Origin of the sequence: Roseovarius halotolerans (assembly GCF_900172255.1) — a bacterium.
Lineage (GTDB): Bacteria > Pseudomonadota > Alphaproteobacteria > Rhodobacterales > Rhodobacteraceae > Roseovarius > Roseovarius halotolerans.
In genome coordinates this window covers 626,379-643,808 of record NZ_FWFU01000002.1, presented here as the reverse complement: position 1 = coordinate 643,808, position 17,430 = coordinate 626,379, and the positions used below count along the sequence as shown (strand labels likewise).

Genomic DNA, 17,430 nt, shown 5'->3' with positions numbered 1-17,430 from the left:
GTGCCTGCAAGCGGCATCAGCCTGCCGCCTTTCGACGCTGTGCAAGGGAAAAGCCAATGGGTTGCGCCGCCAGCGTCAGCATGGCCGCGCCGCCGGGCAAGGGGACCAGACGACAGAGTGTCTCGGGCCCTGCGCCGTGGCGGATGGTGGTTTCCATCGCCGTTGAAAGGGCATGTGCATGGAGCCGCTTTTCCGCCTCGGACCAGAACCCTTCCTGCGGCAGCACATCGGCACAGATCGCAAGGAAGCGGGCAGTGTTGATTTCGGCGAGGCTGTCATCGGGATCGACCCCGAGCAGCGCCGAACAGCGCGCGTTGCACAGAAGCAGAAGGTTGTTGGACGAGATCACCGCGACGGCCTCGTTCAGGTTCTCGAGCACCGCCTGACGCAGGTCGAGCTGTGCACGAAAGCGGCGCGTCAGAGAGACCTCGTCGGAGATATCCTCGAACAGGAAGGCGATGGCGCCGTCGGGATGCGGGCGACCCGTAACCCGGAAGGTCAGCCCCGAGGGCAGGGTCCAGGTATCCTGGAACAAACCGCCCGAGGCGGTGGCGACCATCTTGCCGATCTGGCTGCGCCAGTTGGCGTAGTTCCTGGGTTCGGGCATCACCTGCCGGTCGCGGAGATTGTCGAAGACGCTGATGAGGTCGGGCTGTGCGCTGAGAAATTCCGCGCTGAGCCCGGTGAGGTCCACCAGAGCGGGATTGAACAGGGCCAACCGGTGATGGCGATCGAATACGGCCAGCCCGGTGGTGAGATTGGCAAAGGTCTTGGTGAGGGTCTGGACGAATTCACGCCGCACGGTTTCGGCCTGAACCACCTTGGAGATATCGGTGACATGGTGGAACAGGTCCGCTCCGATGCGCGCCGAGCCGATTTCAAACCAGCGGGGCGCCGCGCTGCCTTCGCCCTCTACCGATATGCGTTCGGTCAGGGTGGCGCCGTGCTGCACGACCCTTTCGGCATCGGGCAGAAGACGGGCGCGTGTGGCGGCGGGCAGGGTGGCGAAAAAAGTGTTGTCCCAGCGGGTCTGCCCGGCACCGTCGCTGATGCAGAGACCGAAAGGTGCGTTGCGCAATGCACTGTCCCAGTTGCCAAGGCGCGTGCCGAGGCGGCGGCGGTCATGGTTTTCAGCGACGTTGCCGGGCGCGGGATCATGAAGGGTGATGTGACAGGCATCGCCGATCCGTTGCAGGCAAAGCGTTGCGGCATCGTCAGGCAGGACCGAGACGACGTTCATGCATTCGCCTGCGGGGATTTCATCGGGGGCTTCGGGAAGCGCGGGAAACCGGAAGGCGAGCCATGCGCGGAGCGCCGTCCAGTCCGTCATCCCCGGCGGCAGATGGCGTTCCGTCTGATCGTGATCCGAAAGCTCGCCATCGCGGAACAGGAAGCGGGCGGTGCCCTCGTCGTTGGCGGCGGGCGCTGTCACCGGGGGGTGCGCGGGCGCAAGGCGACCAATCAGCCAGACCACCCCAAAGGCGATCGCACCCGACAGCAGGGGCAGCAGCAGCCACCCGTAAGCGGGAATCGTCATGACAATCCTTTCCGGTATCCTGTCGACAGGCGCAGGTTGGCCGGAAGTGGTTAATCGACGGTTAACAGGGTCAGGCGCGGAAGGGCAGGTTCTCGCCGCTGGGGCGGCGGTCATCGGCGGTTTCGGCCTCGATCCGCGCGCGTGGCCATGTCAGCTGCACCACCGCGCCGACGGCGTCGGGATGGTGACCCGCCTCGCTGGTCGCATCCGACGCGTTGGCGAAGCTGAGATCGGCGCCGGACCGTTCAAGGAGCGTCTTGGCGATGAACAGCCCAAGCCCCATCCCCTCATAGCCGGGACGGCGCGTATCGTCGCGCGCGCCACGGCGGCGCATGAAGGGTTCGCCGATGCGGCTGAGGACATGTGGCGAATACCCGCGCCCGTCATCCATGATGCGCACTGTGATGCTTGTGTCATCCCACCAGCATTCGATCCAGACGTTGGCACGGGCGAAATCCACGGCGTTCTGGATCAGGTTGCGCAGCCCGTGAACGACCTCGGGGCGGCGATAGATGGTCGGTTGCGTCTCCAGTGGACCGGAGGGAGAACCCTGGACGAAATGGATACGTTTTCCGCGGTCGATATGGGGTTCGGCGGCTTCGTCCAGGATGGCGGTCAGCGGCGCCTTGCGCAGGTGCATGTCGTCCTTTCCCGCGCGCCCCATCGAGCGCAGGATGTCGCGGCAGCGATCCGCCTGCTGGCGGATCAGGAGCGCATCGTCGCGCAGCTCGGTATTATCCGAGAGTTCATCGGCGAGCTCGGCGCTTGTCAGTTTGATCGTGGCCAGCGGGGTGCCGAGCTCATGCGCGGCGGCGGCGATGACACCGCCCAGATCGGTCAGTTTCTGTTCGCGTGCCAGCGCCATCTGGGTGGCCTGAAGCGCGTCGGACATGGCGTCCATCTCGGAAACGATCCAGCGGGAATAAACGCCAAGGAAGATGATGGCGATCACGATGGCGGCCCAGTTTCCGAACAGGAACAGATCGGGCATGCGCAGGACAAAGTCCTGCTCGGTGCGCAGTGGCAGGTGGAATTGGGTCAGTAGCGAGACCGTCAGGATCGCGGTCAGTCCGAGGAACATGGTGGAGCGCGACGAAATCGCCGAGGCCGAGACGGTTACCGGTCCGACGATGAGGATCGAGAACGGGTTGTTGAGGCCGCCGGTGAGAAACAGCAGCAGCCCCAGTTGCAGCATGTCGAAAAGCACGACGAGGAGGGTCTCGCTTTCGGACAGGCGCTTGTTCTCGGGGTAGATGAACGCGGCGACCAGGTTGGAGACCACGGAAACCCCGATCACGAGGAAACAGAGGCCGATCTCGAGGTCGAGATTATAGAGGCGCTGGGCCACGATCAGGGCCGTGACCTGCCCGGCGATGGCCCACCACCTGAGCACCACCAGCGTGCGAAGCCGGATCCAGTTGCCGCGACTGCGGGACTTGAATGTGCCGGGGGGGATTTCGGACATCTGCGCGCTTCGGTCCCGTTGCATGTTCCGCTTGTGGTGTTAGATGTGCCACAGAGCGCGAAAGATGCCCAGAACAATGAGGAACCCCCGATGACACGGATGATCGCGATTGCCGCAGCAGCGGTCCTGGTGGCGGCGCTGGCGGCGCATTATTTCCTGAGCTTCGGGTCGGGGGGCGAGGACCGCTTTGCGCAGTGCCGCGAAGGCAAGATCGGGGGCGGCGCCAAGATCGGCGGGCCGTTCACCCTGGTGGATGAGAATGGCGAGACGGTCACCGACGAAGATGTGATCGACCAGCCGACACTGCTCTACTTTGGCTATACCTTCTGCCCGGACGTCTGCCCGCTGGACATGTCGCGCAATATCGAGGCTGTCGAGGTTCTGGAGGAAAGGGGCCGCATGGTGAAGCCTGTCTTCATCTCGATCGACCCCGACCGGGACACGCCGGAAATGCTGACCGACTTCACCGACAACCTGCATCCGCGCCTGTTGGGGCTGACGGGATCGTCCGAACAGGTCCGCGCGGCCAGCCAGGCCTATCGCACCTATTACCAGAAACAGGAGCCTGCCGAGGGCGACGAGGACTATTACCTCGTGGACCATTCGACCTTCACGTATCTCGCCTTGCCCGAAATTGGCTTTGTGGAGTTCTTCCGGCGTGATATCGGACCTGACCGGATGGCGGACCGGGTGGAGTGTTTTCTGGACGCGATGTGACGTTGCGCGAGAGTTTGACGCCCCCACCGGTCGAGGATAGAACTGGCGTATACCAGTGTGCGCGAACGAGAGGAGGGTCGGCATGACCGGCGATTTGCGCGAGATAGGGGGCGACAAGTCGCTTCTTCTCGTTGACGATGACGAACCGTTCCTGCGCCGCCTTGCAAAGGCGATGGAAAGAAGGGGTTTCGAGGTTGAAACAGCTGACTCCGTCGCCGCCGGCAAGGCCATAGCAACCGCCCGCCCGCCCGCCTATGCGGTCTGCGATCTGCGGCTTGAGGATGGCAACGGGCTGGACGTGGTCGAGGTGATCCGCGAACGCCGCCCCGACAGCCGTGTCGTTGTGCTGACCGGCTATGGCGCCATTGCCACGGCCGTGGCCGCGGTCAAGATCGGGGCGACCGATTACCTGTCCAAGCCCGCTGATGCCACGGATATCACCAATGCCCTGCTGGCCACCGGAGATGAACTGCCGCCGCCACCGGAAAACCCGATGAGCGCGGACCGCGTGCGCTGGGAGCATATCCAGCGGGTCTATGAGCTGTGCGATCGCAACGTGTCGGAGACGGCGCGGCGGCTGAACATGCATCGCAGGACTTTGCAGCGCATCCTGGCGAAACGCTCGCCCAGATAGCGCGGACCGCGCCCCGCCGAAGGGCTGCGCCCGTGCAAGGCGCCGATTCGCGCCGGTGCCGCAATTCGCAATGATGACAATGGATCATTCCCGTAAGCGTTGCTTGCGGTGAGACAGAGCGCAATCCTGACGGGATCGCTTCTGCCGGAGGTTGCATAATCGCCATCCAGAAAAAATTGATCTGGGGAATGAGGCGAGAATGTGTCAGAATGTTCGGATTAACATTTTCACCTTTGCATCTGACTCTTGTGAATTTCTGTCAGGTGCACAGCCCAATAAATTTAGACAGCAGTTTCGTATTGGAGACGTTTGAATGAAATCACTGATGCATATTTCATTTGTTTTGATCGGTGGATTGGCGTGCACGGGGTCTGACGCGCAAGCAGCTACCTTCCAGCTTACCGGAGCAGGTGTCGACAGCGGTCAGGGCGGAAACTACTGTGAGAAGTTCAAGTCCGGCGGTGGCGACACGGTGTGCAATGTCGACAGTTCGCCCTGGATCGTGAAGTACGAATTCAATGAGAACACGTCTGGCTGGGATTTGGCCGAGTTCAATTCCTATTTCGGATCTTCGAGCGACTTCGGTGGAATTTCCATCGTCGACGAGGGCGGTGGAACCTGGAGCTGGGCCTACAATAACGATGGCAACGATCCGGGAATTACCGCATTTGCCGCCAAGGGCTCGAAGGCGCACAACCTGTATGAATGGGATGGTGCGGGTGCATTTGCCGGAGGCGGCAAAGTGTACTTCGAGTTTCCGCAGGGAAACTCCAACATCACGTTTTTCGACAGTGTAGGCGTTGTCCCGCTGCCTGCCGGTCTGCCCCTGTTGCTGTCGGCGCTGGGACTCGGCGGGTTGCTTCGCCTGCGTCAGCGCAAGGCCGCCTGAACCAAAAGACCCTGACTAGTGAACCAGAGAAGGGCGCTCTTGATGGGCGCCCTTCTCGTTTTCAAATCTCCACCAAACCCGGCGGGGCGATGGCATTGTTTGCGGGGGCAGGAAAATCGGCGATATCGTGAACAGGTCGGGGGACGGTTTGGCATGGCTTTTGAGCCTGAAATCCAGTAAAAATACAAGCTATTGCGCGGGGCGTTCATGTGCCCCAATGGTCTCGTTTTTTTACTCGATATATAGATTGAGGGTTCATTCATGTCTGATACCGGCTCCATTTCGCGTTTTTCGAGAGTTTCGGGCGATTATTTTCACTGGGGCAGCCTGTGGCTGCTGCTTGCGACGCTGGCGGCGGGGCTTTTCTTCTGGGAGGGAATCGCCGAGTTGCTGGCCGCCTGGAAGATGCCGGAATACAGCCACGGCCCGCTGATTCCGGTTCTGTCGGCGCTTTTGTTCCTGCGCCAGCTCAAGACCGTGCCGGTCAATGACGGGCCGGTGCATGACCGCTGGCCGGGGGTGATCCTGCTGATCGTGGCAGTTCTGCTGGGTGCGGCCGGCAAGATGATCGATATTCCCGACATCGTCGCCTATGCCTTGATCCTGTGGGTCGGTGCGGTGCTGTTGATCAGTTTCGGCTGGAAAACGGGCAAGCATTTTTGGCCGCCGGTGGTGCATCTGGTGTACATGCTGCCCTTGCCCGGCGCGATCTATTACGGGCTGTCCACCTATCTTCAGGGCATTTCATCCGAGCTGGGGGTCTATTTCCTTCAGCTGATGCGCGTGCCCGTCTACCTGGAAGGCAACATCATCGACCTCGGCGTGTTCAAGCTGCAGGTCGCCGAGGCCTGTTCGGGGCTGCGCTATCTGTTCCCGATCCTCAGCTTTTCCTACATCTTCGCGGTGCTCTACCAGGGGCCGATATTGCACAAGGCGCTGCTGTTGATTTCGGCGGCGCCGATCACGGTGTTCATGAATTCGGTCCGGATCGCGATCGCGGGGTGGATCGTCAACAATTACGGGATGGAGCATGTCGAGGGATTCTCGCATTTCTTCCAGGGCTGGGTGATCTTCATCTCCTGCGTGCTGATCCTGTTCGTATTCGCATGGCTGCTGGTGAAGTTGCGGCGCGACCGGATCGGGCTGATCCAGGCGCTGGATCTGGAAACAGAGGGCCTGGGCACGCAGGCGAAACGCATCGGGCTGGTCCGTCCGTCCGTGGCGCTTATCTTCGCGGCGGTGCTGGTTGGCGGGCTGGCTGCCGGATGGCAGGCATTGCCCAAGCGTGAGGCGGCTGTCGTGGAGCGCGACCCGCTGGTGTTGTTCCCACCAAAGGTGGGCGATTGGGCGGCGACCGCACATGGCGCGCTGGACCCGGCGATCGAGAATGCCCTGAATGCGGATGATTACCTGTCCGCGACGCTGGCGCAGGCAGGGATGGCACAGAATGTCGAACTGTTCATCGCCTGGTACAGGGATCAAAGTACCGGCGGCGTTCATTCACCGGAGGTCTGTCTTCCCGGTGCTGGATGGGAGATCGCCAAGCTGGAGCAGATCGAGGTTGCGGCGAATGGCAGGCCGGATGCGCCGTTCTCGCTGAACCGCGCGATCATCCAGAAGGGTGTAAGCCGGATGTTGGTCTATTACTGGTATGAGCAGCAGGGCGAGCGCACGGCGTCGATGTATGCCGCCAAGATGCACCTGATGATGGGCAAGCTGCGCGACGGTCGCGACGACAGCGCCATCGTGCGTCTGATCACGCCCATCGGTGAAGACGAATCCGCGCAGGACGCCGAAGCCCGTTTGCAAGACAGCATGCAGGCGCTACTGGACAAGCTGCCGCGATTCGTGCCGGGGGCCTGATGGCGGGGAACGACAGGAAAATGCGACACCTGAAGCCAGGCGCCGCATCGGGTTTCCGTTAAAGACTTGAAACAGGGGGCGGTCGCTAGACCGCCCGCGCCTGAAGCTTACAGATCAAAGATATCCATCACGATCGTGCCCTTGGAAAGAACGCCGTTATCGTCGGCGGCCCAGTAATCGAAGCTTTCGGACCCAACCTTGTTCTCGTGCGGCTCATAGAGCAGCGTGCCATCGTCCTGTAGCGACACGTTGGCATGGAACGGGTTGGTGAAACCATCGATCTCCAGCATGGCGCCTTCGGGATCGAAGTCATTGGCCAGCGGATCGATCACAATCGCCGAGCCCATGGTCGTGGTGAAATGATCGTCCTGCGTGACCGGTGCCTGGCTGTTCAGGTCGATGAACCCGTTGTTGACGGCGCCGATCTTGTTCAGCATCTCAAGGCTCGACTCGATGGTGACGACATGGGTGAGCTTGAGCAAGTCACCGGTCGCGCGGTCGGCGATGTAATCCTTGACCAGCATGACGTAGTCACCGCTTTTGGTCTCGTAATACCCGTCCTTCTGCAGCATCGGGGTCAGCCAGATCTTTTGCTCGTCATTCACGAACTGGCGATCACGAGACCCGATGGAGTCGGTCTTGATTCCGTCGAGGTATAGGTTCTCTCCGGCAACGACAGCGATGTTGGTGGAACCCTGCATGTCGAAGGAAAGACGCCCCTCGACCAGGTCATCGGAGGTAAGCCACATGTGGCGATCGGGATTGAAACCGTTGACGTCGACCACATTGTTGGTGAATTCGGCGTCGATGATGACATGGCCGTAATCCGCGTCAGTCCAGGTGTCCTCGGCACGTTGATCGAGTTCCATCCCGAGTTCGAAGCCTTCGGCCTTGAACCCGTTCAGAACCAGATCGAAAGTCAGTCCGCCGAATTTGAACCCGGTATCGGCCCTTGAGATCTTGTCTGTGTTCGTGGTCCCGAGCAGGTCGAAGTCCTTCAGCGTGTAATGCGACGTATAGGTGAGGTTCACCCCTTCGGATGTTTCCCAGTTCGTGAAGCCGTCCATCACGGTGCGGACCTCGTGGCCCTGCCAGGTGCTGCTCTTGATGACGATCATGCCGACCTGGGTGCCGAATGCCTCGTTATCGTGAAATCCCTGGATCGGAATCTGGTCATTTCCTCGCGGTTCGCGACCGTAGAAGGCATCGGGATGATCCAGTTGCTCGGCGGTCGGATTGGCATCGGCGGCGCGAAGCATCCAGACATAACCGTGCGTGGTGTTCGCCGCGATGTTGTGGCCGGATTCGACGGCACGGCCGCCGAAGAAGAACCCGTCGCCGGTGCGTCCGACATCATCACGATGCACATCGTCGCCCGATTTTGCTTTCGCATCGCCATAGCCGATGCCCTCGGACTTGATGGCCATGTTCTCCCACCAGAGCCCGGTTTCATCACCGTCCTCGGCAACGAAAGCCGCGCCGAAGACGTCAAAGGCGATGTTCTGGACGAACTCGGCGTGGCTGGAATGGTGGACATAGCCCCAGCCCGGCGAACCGCTGACCGTATTGCCGAAGGCGATGGCGGGATTGTCCTGATCCTCGGTACCGGTTTTATGGAAATGGAGCGAGTACCGGGCTTGGATGTTGGTGTCGGCCTCGACGGTGTCCAGAGTTTCGACATGGAAGGCCGGCTCGGACTTGTCTGTTCTGCCCAGATCGTCGAAGGCGGCATAGCGAACATCGACATCGTCGTTATGCATGAACATGACGTGGCCGCGATGATGGACCTCCGTGGCCTCGCCATCCTCGCTGGAGAAGGTGACGCTGCGCGACATGTTGGCCACATAGGCCGACAGGTCATCGCGCGGTGCGTCATGATCGTATTGCAGGGCGCGGTCGATGGTGACGGTACTGCCGTTGATCGCGGAGATTACCACCTCTTCGTCCTGGCTTTGGATATGTTCCTTTTCCTGACCGTTCCAGGTCCAGCCGGTCTTGTGGGTACCGGTGAGAACGATGGTGTCGCCCACCGACCAGTTATCGGGTGTTTCGGCAAGATGGATCTCGTTGTCGCCCGCCATGGGAGCGGCAGCGACCTTGGTGTAGGCTGTCTTCGCTGCGCCATGGATCTCGGCCTCTCCATGGGAGATAACGCCGCGCGAGAGCAGCGTCGGGTCCCAGCCGACATCGATATCGCCGTTATTGGCAATCACGATCTCGGCCCGTACATCGTCTTGCACCGGGTTGTCTTCAGTACCGATTTCAAGACGGCCCGACGTTGATATGGCCATCGTATCCAGAAGCATCTTCGTGTCGGTATCGGTGGCGAAGGACAGTTCGCCGTCGACCCGGACGGTAAACAGCGACTCGTCGCTTTCGCCGTCATAGCGCACCGAGACGCCCTTGGGGATCAGGACCTTGGCACCCGCATCGGGGATGCGGCCCTCATACCACGTGTTTGGGTCGAACCAGTCACCGTCACGCACGGCAACATGGGTCGCCTCGGAGCGCGGCACGAGATCGAGAAGCTGTCCGTGCTCCATGGCTTTCATGTCGTCGTCGGCATGGGCTGCATGGCCGGAATGATCCGGCTCACTCTTCACGGCCGCGACGAAGGCGTCTTCCTCTTCGGCTGTCATGGGCTGATCATACACCGAATCGTCGCCATTTGCATGGTCATGTCCACCGTCGCCCATGTCGTGGCCGCCATCCATGCCGCCATCGTGGTCTCCGGACCCGTCGCCCATGTCGTGGTCGCCATCCATGCCGCCATCGTGGTTCCCGGACCCGTCGCCCATATCGTGGCCGCCATCCATGCCGCCATCATGATCCCCGGACCCGTCGCCCATGTCGTGGTCGCTGCCGTCGGTCACAGGTTCTGGGGGCGCCTGGGTCAGGTGGTCGGCACCAAGAGTGCCGCGCGCGCCGTTGGTGTCGGGGCCAGACCATTCCATCGTCAGCGTCTGTGCGCCGAAATTCTCGAAATAGCGCACTTCGATCGCATGCGCGCCGGCGCCGAGTTCAAGTTCGACATGCTGCATGACATCGCCGTGGGGATTGTCGTTGTCGAGCACCTGAACGCCATCGATATAAAGCGCCGAGCCGTCATCGGATGTGAGATAGAAACTGTAGGTCCCCGCCTTTTCGACATTCAGTTTGGCGCTGTAGCGCGCTGCGAAATTGTCGGTTGGCCCACCTTTCCAGAATGGGTTGTCCGAGGCGCGCGCCATGTCGAGTGCGGCCACCGCGCCGGTTGCATCAGGCGTTGCGTCGAAGTCGACCTTCGAAAGGGAGTCGACGCTTGAATCAAGTCTGAAATAGCTTGCGAGGAGCCCCGCGCCGTTATCCGTTGCGTCGCCGTCATCGGCCGGAGGCGTATCCTTGGGCGGGGTGTTGTCACCCTTGTCACCCTTGTCGTGCTTCTTGTCGCGCTTGTGGGGTGTAGATTTCCCGGGTTGCTTGATGATGAAGGGCTGGCCGAAGAAGCTGAAGCTCGGGGTATCAAAGAACGAGGTGCCGCTGAAGACGCTTGGCTGGAAAATGTTGGTCACGGGGGCGAGCGAAGAGATGCTATTGCCCGACCCGCCAACGGGGCTCCAGAAACCATTCATGCCGAAAGAATTCGACTTGAAACTCGTACCGAAAAAATCTGTTCCGTTGTTTTCACCGAAAGGCATTTTCGATGCTCCTGTAATAAGGACGACGCTTGCGCCCCTCGATGACTGACCAACTTTCGTGTCCATTTCTGGGCGGGCCGTGGGTCAAAAAAAGATACAATCCCCAAGAATGTGTCCACTTTCGAACGGCTTAGGCCGCACGTCTTCAGGGAGACGCGGGTTGGCACAGCCGCATCCTTCCAGGGAACCCGAAACGCATTTCGGATCCGTGTGAAAACATCCAGTGATGGGACTCACCGCTACCTCGCGCCGGGCATTCTGCGTCCCGACATAATTTGTAACGATCTGTTACCCGAGCCCTGCCGAGGCAACAAATACCCGTGGAGAGCGTCAGCGAAACAAGCGCTTTTCTGCCCAGAATAGGCTGTATGTGGGGGTTTTCTGCCGATCCCTATCCATTGGATGAGGTTGCCAATCGGCACCTGATCATGCGGGTATTGGCGGTTTCAGAGATTGAAGTGAAAATCGTCCGAAGACAGGACTTCGTTGAGGATCGAACTGCCACGTTCAGGCGGTGGCGCAGGCTCGAGCTGTGGTGCCTGGGCGGTTCTGTGCGCGGGCGCCGCTGGGCGTGCGGGCCTGGCCCTGGGAAGGTCCTGGGTCGCGCAGTGATCCTCGACCGGCGGGCAGACGCCGGACGTGAGCAGGAAGAACAAACCTTGACGGGTTCCCATCAGGTGTTCGGGAACTCTGTTCTGTCGCATCGTCTGAGTCATCACATCGTCTCGACTGTCGAAGCCGGAGAGATTCCGGCGCTCGAAGCAGGAGAAACAGATAAAACTGGCGAAAAAAGGGCGCTCCGCCGGGCGCGGCAAAGTTCTGGTGCATTGGGTCTGGGTATCATCGGGCACTGCTCCCTGCCGATGCGGACGCGGACTCAGCGATGTGCCGTCAGCGCCTCGTGATAGATTTCTAGGATCCGATCGATCTTCTTCTGCCAGTCGAACCGGCTTTTTATCTTCTGTATGCCTGCCTCGCTCATATTGTGGCGTGTTTCGGGGTCGTTGGCCAAGGTTAAAATTGCCTGCGACAATCGATGGTGGAAATCCCGCCGAGGGGCGGGTGCCACCAGGATGCCGCAGGTCGGGTCTATGTAGTCCGCGGGACCACCCCAATCGGCGGCGATAACCGGGCGGCCCATGCTCATTGCCTCGAGCACCACGGCCCCGCCGCATTCCCGCAGGGAGTTGAGGATCAGTGCATCCGATGCGCGCAGCACTTCGGCACAATCGCGTTGCGGCCTGAAACCGTGGAAGGTGACATGCCCGGCAAGGCCGGCCTCGCCGATCCGTTTTTCGAGCCTGGCGCGTTCGGGGCCGTCGCCCAGGACATCGAGGGTGACATCGGCGCCGCGTTCACGCGCAAGGCGGATGGCTTCGATAGTGAAATCCAGGCCCTTGAGGGGGATGAGGCGACCCATGAAGACCAGCCGAAGGCGGCCCGGTGATGCGGGAGCGCGCGGCGTATCGTCTGTGGACCAGACCGAAAGATCAACGCCATTCTCGACCAGCAATTCAGCGCGGGTGCGATCGGGCACGGGCAGCCCATCGCGGGTGCGCTCATTGGCGACCAGCAGAACATCGGCGCGCCGCTTTCCGGGGATCGCAAGGTTGGCGAACATGCCGAGCGCGCGCGCCGCCGGGATAAGGAGCCGTGTCGCGCGGCTTTCGTAATCCTCGTAGCCCTCGGGATAGGACATGTTGCCATTCATCGGCCCGATGACCACGGGCACGCCGAAGCCGTGAATGCGCGAGGGCGCGCGCGGTGAGACGGGGATCGGTTGATGAATGATATCGACGCGTCCCTCGCCGACGAGCCGGCGGATCAGACGCGCCTGGTAATACTCGTTGATCTGGTTGAGCAGGTTGCCGATCAGCACCGGGCGCAGCGCGGCCGGGAGATACCTGCCGATATTCCAGGTTGCCCGGTGAAGGGCGGTATCATCGATGAAATACATGTCGTCGGTGAAATCGGGCAGCGCCTCGGTCAGCTCGTGGCGGTTGCGGCTATGGGCGATCAGTGTCGCCGGGATGCCGCGCTGCTTGAGAATCTCGAAATACTTGAGCGGCAGGAAGGCTTCGCCACCCATGCGAGCCGAGGCGTTCTGTGCAACGATCAGAACCTTGGGGCCGTAATCCGGCGTCGGTGAAACGGGGTTCTCGCAAGCTGGTTTTTGGTCCATAAAATTGGCACTGTCTTATGAATTTGAAAATGGTCGGTCCCATCGCGGCCGGATGTCATGACCTTACGAGAGGCAAGCGTTTTTCCAATGGCGTTTTTTAGTCCTTTTTCCGAACAGACCGCGTTTCCAGAATGACGGCAACGCTGAAGACGGTCGCAATCAAGGCCAGCAATTCTCTGGATTTCCTCAAACACGCCTTTCGCCTATATGAAAGCGGCGCACCGTTCACGGTAGAGCGCGCGGGGCTGGACCTGTCCCATTATCCCGGTCTCGATATCACCGAGCGGCTGGCGACATCCCCTGGCGGCGGCTGGGGGCAGCACGCTTTCACGCCGGGTATGTCGGATGCGCCTGCGCAGATCCTGTTCTCGTCGGGCACCGAGGGGCATCCGAAACCCATCGTGCTGAGTCAGCGCAACATTTCGGATGTCGTGATGCGGTTGAATGCGGCGATGGAGCCGGATGAGTCCATCCGAGAGTATATCGGTGTTCCGGTGACCTATTCATTCGGATTGGGGCGCGTGAGGGCCGTATCGGCGGCGGGCGGGCGCTTTTTCCTGCCCGAGCGTTTCGACCCTGTCGAAATCCGCGAGATGCTGGAGCGGGGTGAGATCAACGCCGTCTCGGCTGTGCCGACGCTCTGGCGGCTCGTGCTGAGCGCGCCGGATGCGATCGGCGACGCAGGCCAGGCGGTGAAATGGATCGAGATCGGCAGCCAATACATGTCAGGCGACGAGAAGCTGGCGCTGAAAGCCCTGTTTCCCAATGCGCGCATCGTGCAGCATTACGGCCTGACCGAGGCATCGCGCAGCACGTTCCTGGACGTATCAAGAAGCGATGAGGCGTTGCTTGAAAGCGTGGGAACGGCAAGTCCGCCAAGCGAGGTCCGGATCGGAAGTAAGGGCGAAATCTGTATCCGCGGCGATCACGTTGCGCTGGGCGTTCTGAACGATGCCGGGGGGATCGATGCGATCTCGGACAGTGACGGTTGGCTGCACACGAAGGACGAGGGCGCGATCCGTGACGGAGCACTCTACTATCTCGGGCGACTGGACGACCAGATGAATATCGCCGGTGTCAAGTTGAACGCCGAGAACCTGGAGCGCGCGATCATCGATCTGTGCGGCTGTGAGGGCCGGATCGCGGTCAGCTCGATATCCGACCCCTTGCGCGGCGACGCTGCCCTGATCGCTGTCGATGACAGCATCGCCGAAAGAGCGCCCCTGATCGAAAAGGCGGCTGAGCTGGCTTTGAAGGCATCCGGGGTCGATCAGAGCGGTTGCGTGCGGCTGTTTCCTGTGGAGGCGATTCCGGTGACGGGAACAGGCAAGATCCAGCGGCGCAAGCTGCGCGCGCTATACGAGGCGCGAGGCGAAGCCATATCCGCTGAGAGCACGAGCGAAGCGCCTGAGGGCCGGACATTGACCCAGTCGGAAGCGAGGGTTGCCGAAGCCTGGCGCAAGGTGGCTGGTGCGCGTGCGATTACGCGAGACGACACCTTCTATGATGTGGGCGGGGACTCGCTGAGCGCCGTTCAGATCGGACTTGTGATGGAGCGGCAGTTCGAGCGCGCCACCGTACGGGCCACGCTGGAAGGGCGGACGCTGAGCGAGGTCGCGGCAACCGAGGATGCCGCGGGCTCGGGTGATGCGACGGGTGCCCCCGGCACAGTCGCGCTGCCGGAAAGAACCACGGCGACTTGGTCGATCAACGTCACCCGCGCGATCATGGCCATTGCCGTAATGTTCGCGCATTGGGGGCCGGGGTTCTTTGAACGGCTGGGTATCGCGGAGGAGGTGACTTATTTCCTGGGCGGTTTCATGCGAATGGGCACCGAGGGTTTCGCCACGGTCTTTGGCGTGGGGCTTGGGTTCTTTTTCCTGCCCGCCTATGGCAGCGACCCGGCGTCGGTGCACAAGCGGTTGCGCATCTCGTTTCTGCTGGTGCTGTCAGGGCTCGGCCTGCTGGGGGCTGTGCATCTCTTGCTGCTGATGATCGAAGGACAGACGATCACCGGCCTCAGCGTCGCTCGCGCGTTCTACAACATCTTGGCATATTACGTACTGGCCTTCGCCACGGCAGGCATCTGGCTGCGCTATCTGAGCGGCGGACAGAGCGTGATTTTCCGGGCGCTGGTGGTCGTCGTGCTGGCTTTGCCGGTGACCTGGGCGATGCGGGCGATCCTGCCGGATCAACAGTTGAACAGCATCCTGGAATGGCCTCGGCTGATGGCAGTGGCGGGCTACAGCTACTTCCAGCTATCGGCACTGGTCTTCGGCGGGATCGCCATTGGCCACTGGTATTCGAAGCAGGATGACCTTCACGCGGCAAGCAGGGCGCTGGCGGTGGCCGGTGCCTGTGGCATGGCGTTGTCGATGATCGTGGGGCTGGACGTCCTGCCACCCAATCCCTTTGCCACGGGCAGCTCGCCGTTTTTCATCAGCCTGCTCGGCTATGTCTTCTATTTCTTCGCGACGGTGTTTCTGGTCGGGATTTTCGATCTGCTTCTCAGGCATTGGAGCGGACTGGGGAGCATCGCCCGTGCCGTCCTGCAGATCCTGATCGTTATCGGGGGTCTGGCGCTTCCGATCTACGCGTTTCATGGGATCGTCATCCCGATGAAGGATATATTGCTGCTCATCGGACTGCCCAGCGCCGCCGCCCTGGTCCTGCCTGTAGCCGCATTCTTTGCGGTGATGGTTTATCTTGGATGGAGGCTCAGGCGGATGTATTTTGGCTAGTGTGCCGAAGTCGCTTGAGCCGGCGCGTGTTCGCGTGCAGCCATGGCCGCGTCGTTCCCTGGATTATCGTGCTAGATGCCTCACAATATAAGGCTCAGTTTTCCACAGCGCAGATGCGGGAACAATCCTTCAGTCGGTGGGCGTCACCTTCATCGAAAGGATGCGGTCCTGTTTCTCGCGCTCAAGCGTATAAGTGACGGTGCGGCCATCTTGGATGCGGCCCTGCCCCGATAGCTCAAAAACACCGTCCTTGGTTTCGCGCAGCAATCCCGTGGTCGCGCCGGCATCGTCATAGCGGATCACGTCTTTCCAGGGCGCAGACCAGTGCAATAGCGGGTCATAGTCGGCCCGACGGGCCTTGGCGTCATAATCGACCGATTTCAGTCTCATGCCGCCATCATTGGGCGAGGGTTCATATATGCGCTTTTGGTGATTGGGAAAACTGATCGAGATGATCGCAGGCGCGCTTTCATGTGCACCGTTCCAGGCAAAGACACCGATATCCACACGGTCGGTTGTGCGCGGCTCGTCCGGATCCGCCTTGAACCTGTCATGCCAGTCTATGCTGATCTCTGCGCGTGCGGCGCCAGGCGCCTCGGGCGTGATGCGAACGCGCGAAGGGTCGCCCTGAAGCAGAACCCAGGTGAACTCCAGGTCGCGGCCGTTGGGGTCCTCGGTATCGGCGGCCGAGACCACCATGTGCCTCGAGTATTCCGGCCCGCGCCAGATGCGCGCAATCGACGACGGTGTATTGAACAGTTGTTCCGGCATTCCCGCAAGCCCTGCCCTGACGCGGAAATCCTCTTCCTCGACCCTCAGCCGAACCATGGGGGGAATTTCATCGGGTTTAAGGGACGCCGCCAGAGCGACCATACGCTCGGGGGCAAGCCGACCCTTGGCAAACACCGCGCGGTGCGCCGGCCCGGCCTTGTAGGCGTCGCGCGAGTAGATACCGGGTTGGGAGCGGCGCATCACCATCTGAAGGGTGGGCACGATCAGAGATTCCTCTCGCAGCCGATCGCGCGTTTCGGGCGTCAGCGCGGCGACACTCATCAGGAACGCCCTCATGAAGGGCTTGTCGGAATGCGAAGACCCCTCCGAGATGACCGTATAAGGCCAGTTTACCGGGAATCGGTCATGCCCGTCGTAATCCCGGTGTTCAGGGTAGATATAGAGCTGATTGCTGACATAGCTGAGAAACGCGCGCTTGCTGTAGCGTGGAACCGTCATGGCAAGACGTCCCTGGCTTCGCGGGATGTCGCCGCGCGTGATCGCGGTCGAAGAATTACCGATCACGATGGCAGGCAGCACGACCTGACCGGCGACACCGTAATCCATGTCTTGCTTGCGCAGCTCCGGGCCGAACTCAAGCCTGATCAGCCGCGGAAACATGCCGGGCGGCACCAGGGAGTGACCGCGATCACGATTGTCGTAGAGCACGCCGTCGAAACCGGCGGCCTTGCCCGCATTGTCCAGCCGACGCAGCAGCGCGGCCTCGGGCGAATTGTCCGATGCTTCGATGATGGGCAGCCCGCTTTCCGGCTCGGGCATATCAAGGCCCGTCGCAACCCATCCGATACCCCCCAACTGGAACAGGTCTCCGGCCTCGAGCAGGACGGACTCCGCCCACGCGGGCAGGGGCAGGGTCGACGCCATTCCGGCAATCAGCGTCGCGCAAAGACAAAGGGCTTTTTGCAAATGCAGCATGGCGCAAGTCTTGCCCAT

11 protein-coding genes are annotated in these 17,430 nt (G+C 61.1%); 5 read left to right on the top strand and 6 right to left on the bottom strand.

The genetic code is table 11. The annotated features are described in order from the left end of the window. Positions 1 to 16 precede the first annotated feature (16 nt). The gene (locus tag ROH8110_RS10145; RefSeq protein ID WP_170156478.1) at positions 17 to 1,537 is read right to left on the bottom strand and encodes a PAS-domain containing protein; all 1,521 of its coding nucleotides are present in this window, start codon (positions 1,535 to 1,537) and stop codon (positions 17 to 19) included. A 70-nt stretch (positions 1,538 to 1,607) separates the two neighbouring features. Next, positions 1,608 to 3,002, bottom strand: coding sequence for a sensor histidine kinase RegB (regB, locus tag ROH8110_RS10140; protein WP_085817843.1), 1,395 nt, complete (start codon positions 3,000 to 3,002; stop codon positions 1,608 to 1,610). 90 nt (positions 3,003 to 3,092) lie between these two features. Between regB and ROH8110_RS10135 the strand changes: the two genes are divergently transcribed. The 4 genes from ROH8110_RS10135 (at position 3,093) to xrtD (ending at position 7,105) form a co-directional block, all read left to right on the top strand. Next, entirely contained in the window at positions 3,093 to 3,719 is a 627-nt protein-coding gene (locus tag ROH8110_RS10135) for an SCO family protein (RefSeq protein WP_085817842.1), read from the top strand. Positions 3,720 to 3,801: 82 nt separating this feature from the next. Continuing rightward, on the top strand, positions 3,802 to 4,353 hold the full coding sequence (locus ROH8110_RS10130) for an ActR/PrrA/RegA family redox response regulator transcription factor (protein WP_085817620.1): 552 nt from the start codon (positions 3,802 to 3,804) through the stop codon (positions 4,351 to 4,353). A gap of 313 nt (positions 4,354 to 4,666) precedes the next feature. Beyond that, the gene (locus ROH8110_RS18680) at positions 4,667 to 5,242 is read left to right on the top strand and encodes a hypothetical protein (protein ID WP_176236592.1); all 576 of its coding nucleotides are present in this window, start codon (positions 4,667 to 4,669) and stop codon (positions 5,240 to 5,242) included. Between the two features lie 261 nt (positions 5,243 to 5,503). Beyond that, positions 5,504 to 7,105, top strand: coding sequence for a VPLPA-CTERM-specific exosortase XrtD (gene xrtD / locus ROH8110_RS10120; protein WP_085817618.1), 1,602 nt, complete (start codon positions 5,504 to 5,506; stop codon positions 7,103 to 7,105). A 107-nt stretch (positions 7,106 to 7,212) separates the two neighbouring features. Here the strand turns inward: xrtD and ROH8110_RS10115 are convergent, their stop codons facing one another. From ROH8110_RS10115 to ROH8110_RS10110, 3 genes are all read right to left on the bottom strand, one after another. Continuing rightward, positions 7,213 to 10,716 carry a G8 domain-containing protein gene (locus tag ROH8110_RS10115; protein WP_170156479.1) on the bottom strand — a complete coding sequence of 1,168 codons (3,504 nt, stop codon included), beginning with the start codon at positions 10,714 to 10,716 and terminating at the stop codon, positions 7,213 to 7,215. 512 nt (positions 10,717 to 11,228) lie between these two features. Beyond that, positions 11,229 to 11,633: a hypothetical protein gene (locus ROH8110_RS18460; protein ID WP_139837403.1), complete on the bottom strand. Its 405-nt coding sequence runs from the start codon at positions 11,631 to 11,633 to the stop codon at positions 11,229 to 11,231. Between the two features lie 26 nt (positions 11,634 to 11,659). Continuing rightward, complete coding sequence (locus tag ROH8110_RS10110; RefSeq protein ID WP_085817616.1) at positions 11,660 to 12,964, bottom strand: glycosyltransferase family 4 protein; 1,305 nt, start codon at positions 12,962 to 12,964, stop codon at positions 11,660 to 11,662. 131 nt (positions 12,965 to 13,095) lie between these two features. Here ROH8110_RS10110 and ROH8110_RS10105 point away from each other — a divergent pair, with 131 nt between their 5' ends. Next, positions 13,096 to 15,705: an AMP-binding protein gene (locus tag ROH8110_RS10105; RefSeq protein ID WP_085817615.1), complete on the top strand. Its 2,610-nt coding sequence runs from the start codon at positions 13,096 to 13,098 to the stop codon at positions 15,703 to 15,705. Positions 15,706 to 15,834: 129 nt separating this feature from the next. Here the strand turns inward: ROH8110_RS10105 and ROH8110_RS10100 are convergent, their stop codons facing one another. Further along, positions 15,835 to 17,412, bottom strand: coding sequence for a hypothetical protein (locus ROH8110_RS10100; protein WP_085817614.1), 1,578 nt, complete (start codon positions 17,410 to 17,412; stop codon positions 15,835 to 15,837). Positions 17,413 to 17,430: the final 18 nt, after the last annotated feature.

Coding starts and splice junctions, on each gene's coding strand:
- ROH8110_RS10145 (WP_170156478.1), bottom strand. CDS start 1,537: ATGACGATTCCCGCTTACGGGTGGCTGCTGCTGCCCCTGCTGTCGGGT.
- regB (WP_085817843.1), bottom strand. CDS start 3,002: ATGTCCGAAATCCCCCCCGGCACATTCAAGTCCCGCAGTCGCGGCAAC.
- ROH8110_RS10135 (WP_085817842.1), top strand. CDS start 3,093: ATGACACGGATGATCGCGATTGCCGCAGCAGCGGTCCTGGTGGCGGCG.
- ROH8110_RS10130 (WP_085817620.1), top strand. CDS start 3,802: ATGACCGGCGATTTGCGCGAGATAGGGGGCGACAAGTCGCTTCTTCTC.
- ROH8110_RS18680 (WP_176236592.1), top strand. CDS start 4,667: ATGAAATCACTGATGCATATTTCATTTGTTTTGATCGGTGGATTGGCG.
- xrtD (WP_085817618.1), top strand. CDS start 5,504: ATGTCTGATACCGGCTCCATTTCGCGTTTTTCGAGAGTTTCGGGCGAT.
- ROH8110_RS10115 (WP_170156479.1), bottom strand. CDS start 10,716: ATGAATGGTTTCTGGAGCCCCGTTGGCGGGTCGGGCAATAGCATCTCT.
- ROH8110_RS10110 (WP_085817616.1), bottom strand. CDS start 12,964: ATGGACCAAAAACCAGCTTGCGAGAACCCCGTTTCACCGACGCCGGAT.
- ROH8110_RS10105 (WP_085817615.1), top strand. CDS start 13,096: ATGACGGCAACGCTGAAGACGGTCGCAATCAAGGCCAGCAATTCTCTG.
- ROH8110_RS10100 (WP_085817614.1), bottom strand. CDS start 17,412: ATGCTGCATTTGCAAAAAGCCCTTTGTCTTTGCGCGACGCTGATTGCC.